16 protein-coding genes are annotated in these 19284 nt (G+C 31.7%); 5 read left to right on the forward strand and 11 right to left on the reverse strand.

Annotation, left to right across the window (positions count from 1 at the left end; all coding sequences use genetic code 11):
* Nucleotides 1-51 precede the first annotated feature (51 nt).
* Nucleotides 52-1614 carry an IS21 family transposase gene (istA, locus tag KTC94_RS06370; protein WP_304518694.1) on the forward strand — a complete coding sequence of 521 codons (1563 nt, stop codon included), beginning with the start codon at nucleotides 52-54 and terminating at the stop codon, nucleotides 1612-1614.
* A complete protein-coding gene (gene istB / locus KTC94_RS06375; RefSeq protein WP_220320588.1) occupies nucleotides 1602-2345 on the forward strand; it encodes an IS21-like element helper ATPase IstB in 744 nt (247 codons plus the stop codon). The genes istA and istB overlap by 13 nt, the downstream gene beginning before the upstream one ends.
* 158 nt (nucleotides 2346-2503) lie before the next feature.
* Here the strand turns inward: istB and KTC94_RS06380 are convergent, their stop codons facing one another.
* The gene (locus tag KTC94_RS06380) at nucleotides 2504-3196 is read right to left on the reverse strand and encodes a DUF3793 family protein (protein WP_220320019.1); all 693 of its coding nucleotides are present in this window, start codon (nucleotides 3194-3196) and stop codon (nucleotides 2504-2506) included.
* A gap of 62 nt (nucleotides 3197-3258) precedes the next feature.
* Nucleotides 3259-3687 (reverse strand): flavodoxin, encoded by a 429-nt coding sequence (locus KTC94_RS06385; protein WP_165413210.1) that lies wholly within the window; start codon nucleotides 3685-3687, stop codon nucleotides 3259-3261.
* Nucleotides 3688-3876: 189 nt separating this feature from the next.
* Between KTC94_RS06385 and KTC94_RS06390 the strand changes: the two genes are divergently transcribed.
* Complete coding sequence (locus KTC94_RS06390; protein WP_220320018.1) at nucleotides 3877-4521, forward strand: helix-turn-helix transcriptional regulator; 645 nt, start codon at nucleotides 3877-3879, stop codon at nucleotides 4519-4521.
* Between the two features lie 221 nt (nucleotides 4522-4742).
* Here the strand turns inward: KTC94_RS06390 and KTC94_RS06395 are convergent, their stop codons facing one another.
* The 6 genes from KTC94_RS06395 to KTC94_RS06420 all read right to left on the reverse strand — a co-directional run bounded on the left by KTC94_RS06395 (nucleotide 4743) and on the right by KTC94_RS06420 (nucleotide 11731).
* Entirely contained in the window at nucleotides 4743-5678 is a 936-nt protein-coding gene (locus KTC94_RS06395) for an AEC family transporter (protein ID WP_165413204.1), read from the reverse strand.
* 38 nt (nucleotides 5679-5716) lie between these two features.
* The gene (locus KTC94_RS06400) at nucleotides 5717-6079 is read right to left on the reverse strand and encodes a DUF1667 domain-containing protein (protein ID WP_220320017.1); all 363 of its coding nucleotides are present in this window, start codon (nucleotides 6077-6079) and stop codon (nucleotides 5717-5719) included.
* Entirely contained in the window at nucleotides 6076-7317 is a 1242-nt protein-coding gene (locus KTC94_RS06405; RefSeq protein WP_258876424.1) for an NAD(P)/FAD-dependent oxidoreductase, read from the reverse strand. Before KTC94_RS06405 ends, KTC94_RS06400 begins: the two co-directional genes overlap by 4 nt.
* Complete coding sequence (locus KTC94_RS06410) at nucleotides 7308-8777, reverse strand: NAD(P)/FAD-dependent oxidoreductase (protein WP_220320016.1); 1470 nt, start codon at nucleotides 8775-8777, stop codon at nucleotides 7308-7310. The genes KTC94_RS06405 and KTC94_RS06410 overlap by 10 nt, the downstream gene beginning before the upstream one ends.
* A 231-nt stretch (nucleotides 8778-9008) precedes the next feature.
* Entirely contained in the window at nucleotides 9009-10499 is a 1491-nt protein-coding gene (gene thrC, locus KTC94_RS06415) for a threonine synthase (protein ID WP_220320015.1), read from the reverse strand.
* Nucleotides 10500-10513: 14 nt separating this feature from the next.
* Nucleotides 10514-11731 carry a cofactor-independent phosphoglycerate mutase gene (locus KTC94_RS06420; RefSeq protein ID WP_216302872.1) on the reverse strand — a complete coding sequence of 406 codons (1218 nt, stop codon included), beginning with the start codon at nucleotides 11729-11731 and terminating at the stop codon, nucleotides 10514-10516.
* Nucleotides 11732-11968: 237 nt separating this feature from the next.
* Here KTC94_RS06420 and KTC94_RS06425 point away from each other — a divergent pair, with 237 nt between their 5' ends.
* Together KTC94_RS06425 and KTC94_RS06430 are read left to right on the forward strand one after the other, a co-directional pair.
* Nucleotides 11969-12640, forward strand: coding sequence for a vitamin B12 dependent-methionine synthase activation domain-containing protein (locus KTC94_RS06425; RefSeq protein ID WP_216302873.1), 672 nt, complete (start codon nucleotides 11969-11971; stop codon nucleotides 12638-12640).
* On the forward strand, nucleotides 12621-15002 hold the full coding sequence (locus KTC94_RS06430; protein WP_216302933.1) for a homocysteine S-methyltransferase family protein: 2382 nt from the start codon (nucleotides 12621-12623) through the stop codon (nucleotides 15000-15002). Before KTC94_RS06425 ends, KTC94_RS06430 begins: the two co-directional genes overlap by 20 nt.
* 350 nt (nucleotides 15003-15352) lie before the next feature.
* On the opposite strand, the gene KTC94_RS06435 is transcribed toward KTC94_RS06430, so the two are convergent.
* The 3 genes from KTC94_RS06435 to KTC94_RS06445 form a co-directional block, all read right to left on the reverse strand.
* A complete protein-coding gene (locus KTC94_RS06435) occupies nucleotides 15353-16642 on the reverse strand; it encodes a homoserine dehydrogenase (protein ID WP_220320014.1) in 1290 nt (429 codons plus the stop codon).
* A gap of 67 nt (nucleotides 16643-16709) precedes the next feature.
* Nucleotides 16710-18023: an aspartate kinase gene (locus KTC94_RS06440; RefSeq protein ID WP_165414486.1), complete on the reverse strand. Its 1314-nt coding sequence runs from the start codon at nucleotides 18021-18023 to the stop codon at nucleotides 16710-16712.
* A gap of 377 nt (nucleotides 18024-18400) precedes the next feature.
* Nucleotides 18401-19156 carry an NYN domain-containing protein gene (locus KTC94_RS06445; protein ID WP_165414485.1) on the reverse strand — a complete coding sequence of 252 codons (756 nt, stop codon included), beginning with the start codon at nucleotides 19154-19156 and terminating at the stop codon, nucleotides 18401-18403.
* Nucleotides 19157-19284: the final 128 nt, after the last annotated feature.

The raw sequence follows: 19284 nt of genomic DNA on the forward strand, positions 1-19284 counted from the left end.
TTCCTTCTCTGATACAATTAGAGATATATTTTACAGAGGGGGAATTTAAAATTGAAAGGATGGAATATGTTTAGTGAAATAAAACAATATAAAGCACTTGGATTTAATAAATCACAGGTTGAAAGAGCTCTAAATATAAATTACAAAACAGTTCAAAAGTATTGGGACATGGATCCTGGTGAATATGCTAAAGTCACTATTCAATCGAAGAATAGACATAAAAAAATTGATATCTACAAAGATGATATTTTAGAATGGATTACTGATTTCAGAGATATGTCAGCAGCACAAGTACTTGATTGGATAAAGGAAAGATATGGTGATGTAAAATTTAAAGAAAGGTCTTTAAGGCTTTATATTAGTAATTTAAGGAAAGAATACAATCTGCCTAAGGCTTCGCCAATAAGACAATTTGAGGAAGTACATGAACTTCCCATGGGCTACCAAGCTCAGGTTGATATGGGTCAAATATGGCTCAAAAGATTAAATGGAAACAAAGTAAAAGTGTATTGCTTTGCAATGGTTTTATCACATTCAAGGTATAAATACATACTTTGGACAGACAAACCATTTACTACCGCCTCTTTTATTGATGCTCATAATCGAGCTTTTGAATATCTTGGTGGTATGCCTATTGAAATAGTGTATGACCAAGATCGTGTGCTTGCAGTAGCCGAGAATTCTGGAGACATTATTTATACCGAAGGTTTTCAAAATTATATTAATACTATGAAATATAAAGTTAGGCTTTGTAGAGGTTTTGATCCTCAAAGTAAGGGGAAAATAGAATCTGTGGTAAAATACTCAAAATATAACTTTGCTATAAACAGAGTATTTATAGATGTTGATTCCTTTAATGAAGACTCATTCAAATGGCTAGATAGAACAGGCAATGGTAAAAAACATGAAATAACGAAAAAAATACCGGCAGAAGTGTTTGCTCTCGAAAAGAAACACTTGCTACCAGTACCTGAACTCTTTGAAAAAAATTCATTTAATACTAGTTTAACTTATGCTGTACGAAAAAACAATGTAATTTTGTATAAACAGAACAGGTATCAAGTGCCCAAAGGAACTTATAGCCCAGGTAAAGAACTTAAATTAATGATAAAAGGCTCCAAAATGAATATAGTTGATTTTGATACAGGTGTATTAATAGCAAGTCATCAAGTAAGTACAAGGCAGGGTGAACTTATAAAAATAATTCATCCCGAAAGGGATATTCACAGTTCTATTGACCAAGTTTATGAAAGATTGTTTTTTGCCCTCGGTAAAACTGAAAATGCAAAAATGCTACTAGATGGCATAAAACGTGAAAAACCAAGATACTGCAAAGATCAATTTGGTTCAATACTAAATATAGTACATTCATATGAAGCTTCGCTAATAGAACAAGCATTGAATTATTGTGTTATACGAAACTTGTGGAGTGCTGGAATGTTTAAAGAAACCCTTGAATATCTTGCGATACAGGATATTGCAAAAGTTGATAAAAAATCTGTAATTGACAAGTTATCTATACCATCAAAGTATAGAGGGTTAAAACCGGAAGTAAGAAGTATAAGTGACTATATTGATGCTTTGAAGGAGGACAAGCAATCATGGAGAAATTAGAATTAATCAAAGAGTATGCCAAAAATCTTAAGCTAAACTATTTAAATGTAGATGCAGATAAAATTATTGAAAAAGGTGAGTTAGGTAATGTTTCCTATCAAGACTTTCTATTATCAATACTTAAAAATGAGGTTGTTTTGAAAGATCAGAAAACACAAGAAAAAAGACTTAAATATGCTGACTTTCCAGTTAAAAAGACAATGGAGGAATTTGATTTTCTATTTCAAAAATCAATAACAAAGAAACAAATAAACAGACTCATGGAAATGGAATGGATAGATAGGATGTATAATCTTATATTTTTAGGCCCACCGGGCGTTGGGAAGTCTCACACAGCTATTGCCTTGGGTTATAAAGCCGTTGAGGCAGGTTATAAGGTAAGTTTTGTAACTATGGATAATCTGATGCATGTTTTGAAAACTCAGCAGATATCAAGAAAAAGCAAAGGTAAACTAAATAGAATCCTTTCTTCAAGCCTCGTTATAATTGATGAGGTCGGATATCTTCCTATAACTAGAGATGAGGCTAATTTGTTCTTTCAATTAATATCATCCCTTCATGAACAGGCATCACTAATTATAACTTCTAACAAAGGATTCGAAGAATGGGTAGAGCTTTTAGGAGACCCAGCATTAACAACAGCTGTATTAGATAGAATATCTTATAGGTGCGAACTTTTTAACATGATTGGAAAGAGCTATAGGTTGGAGCACAGAAAATCTATATTTTAGCAGTTAAATGGGAAAAATATACTGGGATAAATTCAGTAAAATAGTTTGCCGAAATTTCTCCAAAAGTACTTGCCAATAACAAAAGTTAAAACGGTGAAATTTTATTTAAAAAATTTCACCGTTTATTTTACTCTAGATTCACTATATACTAATTAATATTATTGAACTCTATACATATCTTTGCTTTTGATATATTGAAATATAGATTCTCCACGCTTTTGTTCTTCTATTTGTTTTAATTGATTATCTTTATTTAATAGTTCTGTTGGTTTCATCCCTTTCATCATTAATCTCATGATGGTAAATTTAATTTCATCATATTTATTAAAAATAATTTCTGCTTTTTCAATATCATGATATACCTTCCAATAACCTACCATTTTACATTTAGCGTTCGGATAATCAACAAATGATACTACATCTTCTAGAGGATAGCCTAAAAAAATCCCAATTTCGTGAGGGCATATATTTTCGAATCTTTTGCCTAAAAGCAATAAACATTCCTTTATATTCATTTTTTCATTGTATCCAAATCTTTTTAAAAATTCCATGTTTTTATTATCGCTTATACTTAACTTGATTTTTTCTTTATTATAAAATAGTACAAACGTATTTGTTATATCCTTTTTTAATTCAAAGTAATCAATATCTAGTTTAGCTTTCACTTCATCTTTATATCTTTCCCATATGTTATTTAAGTTTCTATTACTATTACTAAAATTAATTAAAGATGATGTCTTATGCTTTTTAATAGTTGGTCCTGCATTACGTATTATTACTGAAAATAAATACTCCAAATCATCATAACCATCTACAATTTCTAACAATCCCCTTAACTCTACTATTCCCATAAAACACCCTCCATTAATTTCACAATAGTGTTAACACTATCAACTTCATATTAAGTTTACTTTTATTTTTTTGATAATAACGCACCTATTTCCTTACACCTTTCAATACCTTCTTTATCAGCATCGTTATTAATTATTAGTCCATCTACTATAATGTTAGCACCATATGTTTCCATTCTCTCTTGCCAATCCTCCATCCATTCTCCATTGCCCCATCCATAAGAACCAAATAAAATAGTGTTTTTGCCGCTTATCGCGTTCGCAATTGACTCAATAAATGGTTCCATTTCTGATTCCTCAAGCTGCTCTGAGCCCATAGATGGACATCCCAAAGCTACTCCATCTGCATTTATTACGTCCTCTACTTTTGCATCGTTCACATTAAGTAGTCTAACGTTTGCATCTACATTTTTTGCCCCTTCCATAATCCCTACTGCCATAGCCTCTGTATTCCCTGTTCCGCTCCAATAAATAATAACTACATTTTTCAAATCAATTTCCTCCTCATATAAAATATTTTGTACATTCATGTGGTAATAATTCCAATGCATTTTTAGACTTAATTTATATTATCTTATTGCATTGATATTGATTATCATTCTTGATTATATTATAATATATTTAAGTTAGAGGTTTTTTAAAATTATTACTATCTTTTTTAAAAATATTAAGGAGATGCGATGAAAAATTTACTCAATCACACTGAACTGGTCTTAAATATTGGAAATAACAACTTAGAAACTGCCAATGCCATATATATAAAAAAGATAAATATACTTTTATCTTCATCGAGTAGCCCAGATGAATTAAAAAAACTAATATATTCAATTAATATCTTTATATACACCTATTTCTGTATTAACAATTCAATCCCCTTGGAGGACTTATGCTATAAAAATCTTAAGCTCATGGACACTTGTCATTTGAAGGAAGACTTAATTTCTTTAGGAGAAAAAATTATTAAAAGCTACACGGAAGTCATTAATAATGGTAAAAAAGCATCAGAAAATGAAATTGTAAACAATGCTTTGGCCTATATTCACTCAAATATTGAGAAAAAAATAACCCTAGAAAAAGTTGCAACTCACATTCATATAAGTAGCAACTATCTATGTTATCTTTTTAAAGTGAACACCGGTTTTAAATTTTGTGAATATATAAACATATATAGAATAAATGTGGCAAAAGATATCCTAGATAATTCCTCTTATCCTTTAGATGTGATTTCTACCAAATCCGGGTTTAATAGTCAAAGTCATTTTTGTACCACCTTCAAGAAATATGTAAGTGTTTCACCTAATGAATATAGAAAAAGGAAATATTAATAGAAACCAGAATATTACATTTTTTATATTAGGAAATAAATTAGGAATTCTCGCTTATGGTATCTCGTCTATATCATTAATTATTTGGGCAATAATTTTCATTAATAAAAAAGAGAAAAACCTTTGAAACAAAGTAAAGTTTTATTAAAAAGCCTTCTTTCCACTTATTTAAATGAAAAGAAGGCTTTTTATATATTCTTTATTTTGTTTCATATATCTTATCAAAGGAGTATTTTATATATAGGAATTATAAATAGACTTAACAACGTGGATAGAGCAATCATAATAGCAGCATATTGGTAATCTGCATCGTAAGATTTAGACACTATAGCAGTAGTAGTCATTACTGGCATAGCTGCTTGAATAATAAATATATTTTTCATGATTTGAGGCAAAGGAATGAATTTACATATTAACACTACCAATAGTGGCGATATTATAAATCTTCCCAATAAAACGCCCCACATATCCTTATTAAAACGTATTCCTTTTAAATTTACATAATAAATTGTGTTACCTATAAATAACATAGATAAAGGGGTAGTTAAATTTCCGAAATATTTACAAGTATCCATTAGGAATGCAGGTACAGGAATAGCTAAAAGTATTAATATTATAGCTACTACAAATCCCATTAGAGGAGGTGAAAATATTCTTTTTAAAGTATCCGGTGATGCAAATTTATTAGATCCTCCATTCCCATCTTTACTTATTTCAAAAACACCTATAGTCCAAAAGAATGTAGTATTAACTATATAGTATATCAAAACATAAGGAACACATTTTGAACCAAATAGAGCTAAATTTACTGGCAATCCAATAAATATGCTATTAGATACAAAGAACATAGATGCAAAGGAACCACGTCTATTTTTCGTAACATTAAAAACTTTTACAAAGGTCTTGCCAATTAAATAAGTAAGAGCTATTGAAATTATTGGAACTATAATACCCTTCCCTAAACTTAAAAGCTTTGCTCTGTCAAAGTCCTTCATAAGATTGCTAATCATCAAAGCCGGTAACGCTACATTGATAACAATTTTTGCGAATAGCTTTGCACCGGACTTATCCATCCAATTTTTTTTCGTTAGCCACCATCCAATAGCTATCATTATAACAATACTAAATATACTACCAAAAGCATTTAAAAGTTCCATAAATACCCCCCTTTAATTGTCGTATTAATTATAATGATTTATTTCTTACATATAGACTTTGTAGCAATAATATCTACGCCAAGACCCAACACATTGTTAATAATCACTTGTTCAATTTCTATAGGTGCATCAGCTTCTATATTCTTAATTTCTTTCATAACATCAAATATCCTGTTTTTAGGAATAGATGTTGTTGTCCTTACACTAACCAGTGGCATTTCTCCATTATTTACTTTAACTAATGATGAAATAGTTCTCTTAGGATTTTGTATTTCTTGCGTTGCATATGCTATTCCTTTTTTACATGAAGCTCCAATTACATTTTTGATAATGTTTTCTTCTAGTTCTAAAGTTAATTCACAACCATTAGGACAAACTATACATGTCATTTCTCTATTCATTGTGATACCACCACCTTAATGTTTTCTTCACTAATAATATCCTCTTTTTTTAATGTTAAGCGTATCATTTCTGCAGGATTCAATTTTTTAAAGTTCCTTGATTTAATCACTTTTTCGCCCTGCACAATTTCTATAACGCCATCTCTTGAGGGCCTACTAACCCTTAAAGTTACTTCTACATCTTGCTTCCCACTTATTTTTTGTGGAACTACATTGTTAATAGTTTTATCTGTTGTTATTAAAATATGACTTTCATTTTGTTTTTCATTTCTTATATATTTTGCTGCTGCCCTAGCAAGCTTTTCTCCTTCATCAGATACAAAATCCACTAAATCATGCACATGAAGCACGTTGCCGGCTGCATAAATTCCTTCTACGTTAGTTTGTAAATTTTCGTCCACAATAGGTCCCTTAGTCCGTTCATCAATTTTTACTCCAGCTTTAAGAGATAACTCATTTTCAGGAATAAGACCAACAGATAGTATTAATGTATCACATTGATATTCTATTTCTGTGCCTGAAATAATTTGTCCATTCTTATCTAATTCACTCACTGTTACGGCTTGCAATCTTTCTTTTCCTTTGATGTTTGTTACCGTATGACCTAAATATAAGGGAATATTATAGTCATTTAAACATTGTTCTATATTTCTTGGCAATCCACTAGGATAAGGTAATTTTTCTATTACGGCCAATACTTTTGCTCCTTCTAGTGTGAGTCTCCTTGCCATTATAAGTCCGATATCTCCAGAACCTAGTATAACAATTCTTTTTCCAACCATAATATTTTTTAGGTTCATATAGCTTTGAACTACTCCAGCAGTAAATACACCTGCAGGTCTTGTCCCAGGTATGCTTATAGCTCCTCTTGTTCTTTCTCTACAACCCATGGTGAGCACCACTACTTTAGCTTTATATTTTTTTAGCCCTTCCCTTGTAACTGATATAACCTCCTTGTTATTTGTAATATTTATTACAGTCGCTCCTGTTTGTAATTCAATATTCGCTTTTTTTACCTGCTTTACAAATCTAGCCGCATATTCAGGACCGCTAAGCGCCTGCTTAAATCTTTGTAAACCAAAACCATCATGAATACATTGTTTTAATATTCCACCAAGCTTTTCTTCTCTTTCTAATATTAAAACATCTTCTATACCTTCTTCTTTTAGTTTTAGAGCTGCTGCAAGCCCAGCTGGGCCACCACCAATTATAACTGCTTCCTTTTGAATTACTTCCATTGTCTTACCTCCCCAGAAAACATTTTTCCATTTTCTCTTAAATAAGTTATTTCAGCTACTTTTTTATTTTTTTCTTTCATAATTATTTCTGCAATTCTAGTTTGACAATATCCACCTTGGCATCTTCCCATCATAGATCTTGTTCTATATTTAATGCCTGTTAATGTATCTACTCCTAATGGATTTCTTATTGCTTGTATAATTTCTGCTTTTGTAACGTTCTCACATCTACAAATAATTTCTCCATAATCTGAATTTTCTTTTATAAGTGCATCTTGTTTTTCTTCAGATTGTTCTATAAACTTTACTACTGCATTTCTTATAGGATTAAATTTTTTATTTTCTTTTAAATTCTCCTTGTTCTTAATTTTTTCTACTACATATTCTGCAATTGGGACTGCTGAAGTGAGTCCTGGCGATTCAATTCCAATTAAGTTAATTACATTAGGGATTTCCTTTCTTTCTTCTATTACAAAATCTGCATATCCACCTTTTTCTTTACTAACAAGCTTTGGTCTAATTCCTGTGAAATTTCTAATAAAATGTTCTCTTTTAATTTGAGGCAATATTTTTGTGCCTTCTTTTATAAGCATGTCCATAACATCCTCAGTTGATGAATAGTTATCATTTTCATCTATATACTGAGCACTTGGTCCGATAAATATATTGCCATGAATTGAAGGCGTAAGATGTACACCAAGACCTCCCTCTTTCTTATTAGGAACTGGATAGGCTGGAATTTCAAGAAACTTGCCTATGCTTTGATCAAGAATAAAATATTCTCCTCTACATGGATATATTGTATAATCTGTAACACCAACCAGACCTGCTATTTTATCAGAATTTAATCCAGCACTATTAATTACCCATCTACTATAATAAGTTTCTCCATTTTTTGTAGTAATTTTATAACAACTTTCTTTTTTTTCAATGTTAATTACTTCTCTACCTAAATAAAAATCCACACCATTTTGGCAAGCATTTTCTGCTAATGCAATTGTATATATAAATGGATCCAATACACCTGTCATTGGAGAATATAAAGCTGCTGTCCCTTCTACATTAGGTGCTAATTCTTTAATTTTTTCACGACCTACAATTTCAAGACCTGGAACTCCATTTTTTTCTCCTAGTGCTTTTAAATCTTTTAATCCTTCCATATCTTCTTCACTAAAGCCTATTACAAGTTTCCCCGTTCTTTTAAAGGGTATATCTAATTCTTTTGCAACTTTATCAAATCCTAAGCATCCTTGTACACAAAATTTTGCCATAAGTGTTCCAGGTTTGCTGTTAAATCCTGCATGAAGCACTCCACTATTCCTACCACTTGTCTCACATACTACATCTAGTTCTTTCTCTAATACACCTATATTAATTTCATATTTTGAAAGTTCCCTTGCAATTGCACTACCAACTACTCCTGACCCGATAACGATTACATCATATTGCTGCTTTTTCAATTACATCACCCCTTACTCTATTTTCAATAATATAAATATTTAAGTTTTCATATTAAGTTGATTGAGTATACTAAATTACCTCAATACTATTCTAACTATTTATAAATATATTGTCAATAAATCCTTTCAATATTTAACCAATTATGGCTAACCCTGTTATTAATAAAAGAAAAACCCTCAAACTAATTAAATAGTCTGAGGGAATGTAATATTAACAATAGGTTGATCCTACTATATTTTAAGAATCTTTTCAAGCTGTATTTGCATCTCATTCTTTGCGCATTTAGTTTTATGAAGTACTGGTCTTGTTTCTAAATCTTTTATCCCTACTGGAATATCGACCTTTGTTATTTTACTAAGTTCCACTATTAATTCAAAGTCATTTAGCCCTGTGTATTTTGCATCTATTGATTTCATAACATCTGGCGTAAATTTATATGGGCTTGCCGTCGACACAATAACTGTCTTCGCACTATCCTTTGATTCTTTTAAATATTTTTGATAAACCGCATAGGAAACTGCAGTATGTGTATCAATTACATAATTAGTAGTTTTATAAACCTCAGTTATTGCCTTTGCCGTATCCTCCTCACTTGCATATCCTCCAAAGAAATCCTTTAGCCCTTTTTTCATATCATCATCAATCTCATATTTACCATCTTTTTTAAGCTTATTCATAAGGTCTTTTATCTTACTTGAATCTTCCCCACTTATAGCATATAAAAGTCTTTCAAGGTTACTTGAAATCAATATATCCATTGAAGGGGACATAGTAATTACAAAATCCCTTACCCTATCATATGTGCCTGTATTTATAAAATCAAATAATACTTTATTTTCATTTGAAGCACAAATTAGCTTTTTAATTGGTAATCCCATTTTCTTTGCATAGTATCCTGCCAATATATCGCCAAAATTACCAGTAGGAACACAGAAATTTATCTCTTCCCCTATTTTTATGTCTCCCATATTACAAAGCTGAGCATATGCATAGAAATAATATACAACCTGTGGTATTAGTCTTCCAATATTTATTGAATTAGCTGATGAGAACATTTTATTATTTTCTTCTAATCTCTTGAGAAGGCCCTCATCTGTAAGCATCTGTTTAACTCCATTTTGTGCATCATCAAAGTTTCCATCAATTCCTATTACAAAAGTATTATCCCCAGATTGCGTTAACATCTGCCTTTTTTGAATCTCACTAACACCTTCCTGTGGGAAAAAGACTATTATCTTTGTGCCTTCTACATTTGCAAAACCTTCTAGTGCTGCTTTGCCTGTATCACCAGATGTGGCCGTAAGAATAACCATTTCTTTATCAATGTTTAACTTCTTTACTGCATTTTTTAAAAGATAAGGTAATATTGATAACGCCATATCCTTAAATGCTAAAGTTGGTCCATGGTATAATTCTAAAAAATATAATCCACCATTCTTTGAAATCGGCGCAATAGCTGACACATCAAACTTTTCATCATAAGCCATATCTATAGACTCTAATAAATCCTTTTCATCGTAATCAGTTAAAAATTCTTTCATTATAGTAAATGCTAATTCTTTATAATTCATATGACATAATTCGGCAAGTCCTATAGTTAACTTTGGTATTGATGTTGGTACAAAAAGTCCCCCATCCTCGCTTAGTCCTCTTGCAATAGCTTCTGCGGATTTTACTTCTTTTTCATTTCCGCGAGTACTCTTATAATATATTTGTTTCATAAATTTTTTTCCCCCTATATACTACCTTTTATAAAGTAATCCATTAACTTATATCCTTCCGGAAAATATAGTCCTGTCTCTTTAGCCGCGAATTCATTATAAGAGCCATTTAGGTTGTCCTTTTCTTTATTACTTTCATATATTAAAAACGGAACCGGCTCTCCTGTATGAGTCCTAAGTACAAGTGGTGTAAGATGATCTGGGAGTATTATCATTTTATAATCTTCACCGGTTCTATCCATTTCATCTTTTATAACCTTTACTATTTGATTGTCTATATACTCTATGGCTTTATATTTATTTTCTATTTCACATCTATGTCCACATTCATCTGGAGCTTCAACATGAATATAAACAAAATCATTCCCCTTTGCCATTTCGCCTAGAGCGGCCTCTGCTTTACCTTTAAAATTAGTATTAATATTTCCAGTAGCCCCTTCTACATCAATAATGTCCATCCCTGCACACATTCCTATTCCTTTTATTAAATCAACAGCAGAAATTACTGAGCCTTTTAAATTATATTTTTTATAAAAGCTAGATAAGAGCGGTTTCTTTCCTTCACCCCAGATCCATATTGAATTAGCTGGCTTTAATCCCCTTGCTACTCTCTTTTTATTTATATCATGCCCTGATAAAAATTCGAAACTTTTTTTCATCATTTCTTCAAATATTTCACTACCAAGTCCTTTAGGCATATAATCCTTTACCTTTTTATCTAGAATGTCATGTGGTGGTGTAAGTTTCCAAGAGTATGGTCCGTTATCCCATATCATAAGATGCCTATAGCCAATACCTGGATAAAACTTTATTGCCTCAGCGTTTAAATACTCACTTAATTCTTTTATTAATATTCCTGCCTCTTGCGTTGTAATTTCATCAGAACTATGGTCAATCATAGTTTTTTCCTCATAGGGCTGGTCGTCAGATACCGTTACCAAATTACATCTAAATGTTACATCTGTATCTAACATTTGGACTCCCATGCTTGCTGCTTCAAATGGTGAACGTCCACTATAGTACACAAATGGATCATATCCCAAAACAGCCATGTTTGCTGTATCGCTGCCTGCCGGCATACCCTCTGGCACAGTTTTAGCTAATCCTTGAGTGCCGTGCTTTGCCATATAATCTATAGTAGGCGTATTAGCGTATTGAAGAGGTGTTTTGTCGTTAAGTTCCTTCACAGGATAATCTGCCATTCCATCTCCTAGTACTACAATATATTTCATATTAATACTCCTTTTTATTATTATTTATTATATGTATTCACCATAAGCATCTGACTATCATTCTTTATACTACTATACGTAAAAAAGAGCTTTATCAAATTATTGTTTTTTATTGTAACTCATATAAAATCAAATGTCAATGCAAACATACATTTCATAAATATTCATAAAATATATTATATTTGCAATTATTGTATTTATACTTTATTCTAAAAGTAAAACTGATTGGAGCGTACTATGGTAATTGATAAACAAGAAGTATTAAGATATTTGGGCTATAAAAATCAAATTATTAATAAGAGTATAATTGATTTAGTTGATGAATGTTGCGGTGAGATTATTGACATATGTAAAGAAAATTTTGTATATGAAATTTTTGATATTGAAAGAAAAAATGATCAGATTTTCCTCTTGGGTAGTACGTTAGTTTTAAAAGATGCAGATATAATAAATCTCCTAGTAAATTCAAGAAAATGTGTGGTTATGGCCGCAACATTAGGGATAAATGTGGATAGTAGAATATCTTACTATTCAAGATTTAATATTACAAAGGGTTTAATTATGGACGCCTGTGCAACCACCGCAATAGAAACCTTATGTAATGAGTTGCAAGATGAGATTATGAAAAATGCCTTAATAGATAATTTGCATATTACAACTAGATATAGCCCTGGATATGGAGACTTCTCTATTGATAATGGGTCAGAAATATTAAATGTTTTAGATGCTTATAAAAAAATAGGACTATCTATTACTGAAAATAGTATCATGATACCAAGAAAATCGGTAACAGCACTTATAGGTCTTAGTGAAGTTGCAAGTTTAAAATCAATTGACAAATTACAAAAATGTAAAATTTGTAAAAATAAAAATTGTGAATTCAGAAAGGATGGTAGATATTGTGTGTAGAAAAATAAACTTTAATAATTTTTTATTATTTGATGGAGCTATGGGAACAATGCTGCAAAAATACGGAATTAAGATGGGTGAATTACCAGAAAGCTATAATATATTGCACCCAGAAATCATTGAAAAAATACATGGAGAATACTTAGATGCAGGAAGTGACGTTATTACCACAAATACATTTGGTGCCAATAGTTATAAGCTTAAAGACACGCAATATACCGTTGAAGGTATTGTTGGAAGTGCTGTGAGAATTGCAAGAAAAGCGGCTGGTGATAATCTTGTTGCACTTGATATTGGCCCTATTGGTCAATTAATGGAGCCACTTGGAACATTATCATTCAATAATGCATATGAGGCTTTTGCAGAGCAGATTAAAATTGGCTCTAGGGAAGGCGCTGATATAATTCTTATTGAGACAATGTCAGATATTTATGAAGCGAAGGCTGCCATTCTTGCGGCAAAAGAAAATAGTTCTCTTCCAATAGTATGTACAATGTCGTATCAAGGTGACGAGCGCACATTAACGGGAACAGACCCAATAACTATGGTGAACGTACTTCAAGGCCTTGGAGTAGATGCAATTGGGGTAAATTGTTCTTTAGGACCAAATGAAATGCTTCCAATAATAACAAAAATACTTAAGTACTCAAGTATTCCTGTTATAGTCCAACCTAATGCAGGTCTTCCTAAACTTGTAAATGGAGACGCAGTTTTCGATGTTCAGGCCCATGAATTTGCGCAGTATGCAAAAATTATGGCAGAAATGGGTGTTACGATTTTCGGTGGATGCTGTGGTACCGCTTGCGAGCATATAACAGCTATAAAGGCTGAGCTTAAAAAATTAAAGCCTGTACGCCGTGATGTTAAAAGAATAACGGCAGTAAGTTCCCCCTCTTTAACAGTAGTCCTTGGAGGACAAATAAAAATTATCGGTGAGCGAATAAATCCTACAGGCAAAAAGAAACTTAAAGAGGCTTTAAAAAATAATAATATGGACTATATACTCTATGAAGCTATTAATCAAAGAGATGCAGGAGCAGATATACTAGATGTAAATGTGGGACTTCCTGAAATCGACGAGCATGAGGTTATGATACGAACAATAAAAGAATTACAAAGTGTAATAAATCTTCCCCTTCAAATTGATAGTGTTAGATGTGACGTAATTGAGTCAGCAGTGAGAATATATAACGGAAAACCACTAATAAACTCTGTTAATGGTAAAGACGAAGTAATGGCTTCCATATTTCCAATTGTTAAAAAATATGGTGCATGTGTAATAGGCTTAACTATTGACAAGGATGGCATTCCAAAAACGGCTGAAGGCAGGCTTAAAATAGCCCAGAAAATTGTACAAAAGGCTGAAGCGTACGGAATAGATAAATCAGATATTATAATAGATTGTCTTGTTTTAACTGCATCAGCGCAGCAAAGTGAAATTAAAGAGACAATTCGAGCAGTTGAACTTGTTAAATCTAAGCTAGGAGTTAAAACTACTCTTGGAGTAAGCAATGTATCATTTGGTTTACCACAAAGAGAACTATTAAATAGAACGTTCCTTGCTGCAGCATTAACCGCTGGCCTTGATGCACCAATACTCAATCCTCTATCCCCCGATATGATGGCGACTATTAATGCATTTAATGTTTTATGGAATAAAGATAAAGCTTCAAAAAAATATATAGATGCTTATTCATCCTTTGAAGGGAAACCAGTTGGTAAAGAAGTTGTAAATGCTAAAGATTTAAATCAAACTATTATTGATGGTTTGAAAGAAGAATCTTCGAAAATAACAAAAGAACTTTTGAAAACTATGTCAGAACTTGAAGTTGTAAACAAATATCTAATTCCATCACTTGATATTGTGGGCCAAAAATATGAAAGCGGAGAAATATTTCTTCCTCAATTATTACAATCTGCAGAAGCAGTAAAGAAATCTTTTGAGGTAATCAAAGAAAGAATGATGGCAAGCACGGATAAAAAACTTAGCAAAGGTACAATTGTGCTTGCCACTGTTAAAGGAGATATACACGATATAGGAAAAAACATAGTGAAAATCCTACTCGAAAACTATGGATTTGAGGTAATTGACCTTGGTAAAGATGTACACGAGGATATAGTTGTTAATGCAGTTCGCAGCGGAAACATTAAATTAGTTGGTTTAAGTGCACTTATGACCACAACAGTTAGGAGCATGGGTGAAACAATAAAAGCACTTAGAGACAATAACTTGGATTGCACTGTTCTTGTTGGAGGCGCTGTCTTAAATGAAGAGTATGCAAAAATGATAGGAGCAGATTATTATGCAAAAGATGCAACTCAAACTGTAAAATTTGCGAGAAAATTATTCAAGTGTGAATAAGAGTGCATCCTATGAACTTTCGACCGCGTGACTCGAAATAAGAGCTTGAAACGTGAAATTCCATTAAGAAATTCTAATCTTTTGCAAATATTAAATTCTCTGACGCTCACATTCGGCTTACGGCCGGTTCACTAGCCTGACTTCCTGTCAGGCTCACGAGTATTTAATATTGGCAAAACAAGAATTTCTAAATGGAATTTCAATGTTTCTGCGCTTCTTATTTCGAGTCACTCTGGTCGATAGTTCATACCATTATGCATATCTATATTCAATGTCGGGACCCTTGCTCGACCCTGGAAGGAAATCGAAGGACGAAAAAATCCATTAAATTGTTGATTGTTTTTATTCTATTAATTAAATGATTCTATTCTTATTATACTTTCTATTTTGTTTACATTTTCTAGTTCTTTTATTTTTTCTAATGAATTTCGTATATTCTTTTCTTCACTCTTATGTGTAATAAATGCCAATATTACATAATTTTCAAGCATTACATCTTGAGTAACTGATACGATGCTAACATTGTTATTTCCAAAAATTTTTGCTGTATCTCCTAAAACTCCTGCCTTATCTTTAACGTTAAGTCTGATATAGAATTCTGATTCATTTTCTTCTGATTTTTTCACTCTTTTAAAATCACCTTCGTCACTTAGGGCCCTTGCATCAGAAGGCTTCACATTGTTTCTTAATATGGATATTATATCACCTACAACTGCACTCCCAGTTGGTAAATCTCCAGCGCCTTTTCCATATAGCATTAATTCTCCAACTGCATTTCCTTTTATCATAATCGCATTAAATGCATCGGCTACATTTGCCATTGGGTGGCTCGAAGGTATCATTGTTGGATGTACTCTTAACTCTAATTTGTTATTTTCTTCTTTAGCTATTGCTAAAAGCTTTATTGTATAACCAAATTTTTTAGCATATTCTATATCTATGTCACTAATACTTCTTATTCCTTCTCTGTAAATACAATCGTGATCTACCTTAGTTCCAAATGCTAGAGAAGACATTATCGCAAGCTTATATACAGCATCAAAGCTATCAACATCAGAGGTTGGATTTGCTTCAGCATAACCCTTTTCTTGAGCCTCTTTTAGTGCCTCATCAAAACTAATTCCATCCATTGTCATTTTGCTTAATATGTAATTAGTTGTTCCATTTATAATTCCAATTATCTGTTCAATCCTATTGGCTGTAAGACTCTCATTTATTTCACGTATTATTGGAATTCCACCAGCCACACTTGCTTCATAATAAAATAATACGTTTTCTTCCTCTGCTGTTTTAAATAACTCTTCGCTCCAGTTCGCGATAACTAATTTGTTAGCAGTTACAATATGTTTTTTAGCTTTCATTGCGCGTATCATATACTCCTTAGCTTCTTTTCTTCCACCAATAAGCTCAACCACAATTTTTATACTTTCATCATTTATAATATCATCAATATTATCTGTTAATATTTCCTTAGGTACACCTATATCTCTTTTTTTATTTATATCTTTTACGAGTATTTTAGCAACTTCTATTTCATAATTTGAACGTTTCATTATTTCTTTTCTATTTTCGTGAAGTATTTTCCATACACCTGTCCCAACATTTCCAAAACCTAAAATCGCTATTTTTACCTTTTCCATATTAATTTCCCCCTTTTAAATTGTCTCTTGCGGCTCTTAAATATTATTTCTTATCCACAGGTAATTATTAATTTTCAAATGCTTTATAAACTGCCCTAATTGCATTTTCAAGATCCTCATTTTCTATACCAATAATTATGCTTAACTCACTTGACCCTTGATTGATCATTCTAATATTTATATCATATTTTGATAATGCGCTAAGTACTTTAGCAGATATCCCCTTCGTTCTTATAATACCCTCTCCAACCACTGACATTAAAGCCATATTTGGGTGAATTATTAATGAATCTGGACTACATTGATTTTCAATTTCTTCTAATATTTCATCAATTTTATTCTCTAATTCAGAATCGTCAATTACCAATGAAATTGAATCTATCCCTGATGGGATATGCTCAAAAGATACATTATTACTTTCTAGAATTGAAAGAATCCTGCGACGATATCCTATATCTTTGTTCATAAGTGTCTTTTCCATTGCTATTACTGTAAAATCTTTTTTTCCTGCTATCCCTGTAATATTTCCAACTTTAATTTCTGATTTATTACTTAAAATAAAGGTTCCATTATCTGTTGGCTTATTAGTATTTTTTATGTTTATTGCGATTCCATGATTTTTAACTGGAAAAACTGCCTCTTCATGAAAAACATTTGCACCCATATATGAAAGTTCCCTAAGTTCTTTATATGTTACCTCTTCAATAAGTTTGGGATTATTAACAATACTAGGATCCGCCATTAAGAGACCTGACACATCTGTCCAGTTTTCATATAGCTTCGCACCTACACCTCTAGCAATTATTGCCCCGGTAATGTCTGAACCACCTCTTGAAAAGGTTCTTATTTCACCATCCTTGGAAGAACCATAAAATCCTGGAATTACCGCTTTTTCTACTTTTGATAACCTAGTCTTTACGGCGTCGTAGGTTGCCTTTTCATCCAATCGTCCACTTTTCTTTAAAAAAATAATCTCAGCAGCATCAATAAATTCGTACCCCAAATATTCAGCTAATATTAAAGCATTAAAATATTCTCCCCTACTTGCTACAAATTCTTCTGAAGCTCCATTAATTATTTTTTCTTTAAGTTCTCTTAAATGTTTTGACATATCAATAGAAATCTTTAATTCACTACATAAAACAGTATATCTTTCTTCAATTAATTTAAATAATTCATCAAATGGTAGTGATTTTTTTACATGCTCATGGCACAAATATAAAAGATCTGTAATCTTATAATCACCTTTATTTCTTTTCCCTGGAGCCGATGGCACAACATAACGCCGCCTAACATCCGACAAGACAATATCTTTTACTTTTTGAAATTGTTTACTATCGCATACTGAACTCCCACCAAATTTTGCAACTATAACCTCCATAATTTTTACCCCCTAAATGTCTTAACTTAAAAAAACTTATGAATTCCAACTTACAGAAGGCACCCATATAAATTACCTTTTATAATAAAAATTTATTAACCCATATCCTGCAGAGCTGAAATATTCACTTATATTCCTTTCAGAAAATATCGCCCTGTTTCCTGTACTATGAATTAATGGTAATTTAGTATTGAATTAATTATACTCGTTTTTTACAAAATGTCACCTGATTTTCGACATTTTTATACCACATAATCTATTTTTTTTTAAATAATAAAAGCTGTGAAGTTAAACTTCACAGCTTTTATTATTATTTTGATTATAAAACTACATACAATTACTGGATATGAAATTCTTCAAACCCATTCCTCCTTGGGTTAGCACTCTTTATTTCTAATATATTTAAGACTTATACTTGGATTGCTAGTTTTTGTTGATCTAATCTCAAAATATTTTAAAGAGGCTACAAAAGGTGTAAGCTTTGCATAACCATAGTTTCTAGTGTCAAAATCAGGATACCTCTTATTAAGGGTGCTACCTAGCTCTCCTAAAAATGCCCAACCATCTTCATCTGAAATCTCAGTTATAATAGTTTTTATAGCCTCTACTAATTTACCGGGACTTATCATACCACCTTTTGATTCTTCTTGTATTTGTGCTCCTTTAACAGTCGCTATTTCAGTATGTCTTGGCGCCATTGAAGCTAATACTTCAAGATATTTAAATTTCTCACAAGCTGAAATGAAAGGTTTTGGAGTTTTCTTTTCTCCCATACCAATTACATACATACCGGCTTCGCGAAGTCGAGCCGCTAGTTTAGTAAAATCACTATCACTCGATACAATGCAAAATCCGTCAACATTGCTTGAATAGAGTATATCCATAGCATCTATTATTAGGGCTGCATCCGTAGAATTTTTGCCTGTAGTATAACTATATTGTTGTATTGGACTAATAGAATAATTAAGCAATACATTCTTCCATGAAGCTAGTTGAGGCTTGGTCCAATCCCCATAAATTCTTTTATATGTAGGTGTTCCATGATTTGAAATTTCGTCAATTATATACCTTATATATTTATCAGACACATTGTCAGCATCAATCAAAACTGCAATTTTCATATCCTTTTCCATCTTTATCTCCTTTACACCTTAATGTCTTTAAATTATTTTATAATAAATCTATTAACTCATTACTTTAAAATAACATACTAATTATAACATTCTACAAAATTCCAAATATTCCTTCTATATTTCAATAA

Origin of the sequence: Clostridium sp. CM028, assembly GCF_030585565.1 — a bacterium.
Classification (GTDB): Bacteria; Bacillota; Clostridia; order Clostridiales; family Clostridiaceae; genus Clostridium_AD; species Clostridium_AD estertheticum_B.

Excerpts from the sequence above, each read along its gene's own strand:
- istB (WP_220320588.1), top strand. The coding sequence starts at position 1,602 with ATGGAGAAATTAGAATTAATCAAAGAGTATGCCAAAAATCTTAAGCTA.
- KTC94_RS06380 (WP_220320019.1), bottom strand. The coding sequence starts at position 3,196 with ATGGGAATAGTAGAGTTAAGGGGATTGTTAGAAATTGTAGATGGTTAT.
- KTC94_RS06390 (WP_220320018.1), top strand. The coding sequence starts at position 3,877 with ATGAAAAATTTACTCAATCACACTGAACTGGTCTTAAATATTGGAAAT.
- KTC94_RS06395 (WP_165413204.1), bottom strand. The coding sequence starts at position 5,678 with ATGGAACTTTTAAATGCTTTTGGTAGTATATTTAGTATTGTTATAATG.
- KTC94_RS06400 (WP_220320017.1), bottom strand. The coding sequence starts at position 6,079 with ATGAATAGAGAAATGACATGTATAGTTTGTCCTAATGGTTGTGAATTA.
- KTC94_RS06405 (WP_258876424.1), bottom strand. The coding sequence starts at position 7,317 with ATGGAAGTAATTCAAAAGGAAGCAGTTATAATTGGTGGTGGCCCAGCT.
- thrC (WP_220320015.1), bottom strand. The coding sequence starts at position 10,499 with ATGAAACAAATATATTATAAGAGTACTCGCGGAAATGAAAAAGAAGTA.
- KTC94_RS06420 (WP_216302872.1), bottom strand. The coding sequence starts at position 11,731 with ATGAAATATATTGTAGTACTAGGAGATGGAATGGCAGATTATCCTGTG.
- KTC94_RS06425 (WP_216302873.1), top strand. The coding sequence starts at position 11,969 with ATGGTAATTGATAAACAAGAAGTATTAAGATATTTGGGCTATAAAAAT.
- KTC94_RS06430 (WP_216302933.1), top strand. The coding sequence starts at position 12,621 with ATGGTAGATATTGTGTGTAGAAAAATAAACTTTAATAATTTTTTATTA.
- KTC94_RS06435 (WP_220320014.1), bottom strand. The coding sequence starts at position 16,642 with ATGGAAAAGGTAAAAATAGCGATTTTAGGTTTTGGAAATGTTGGGACA.
- KTC94_RS06440 (WP_165414486.1), bottom strand. The coding sequence starts at position 18,023 with ATGGAGGTTATAGTTGCAAAATTTGGTGGGAGTTCAGTATGCGATAGT.
- KTC94_RS06445 (WP_165414485.1), bottom strand. The coding sequence starts at position 19,156 with ATGGAAAAGGATATGAAAATTGCAGTTTTGATTGATGCTGACAATGTG.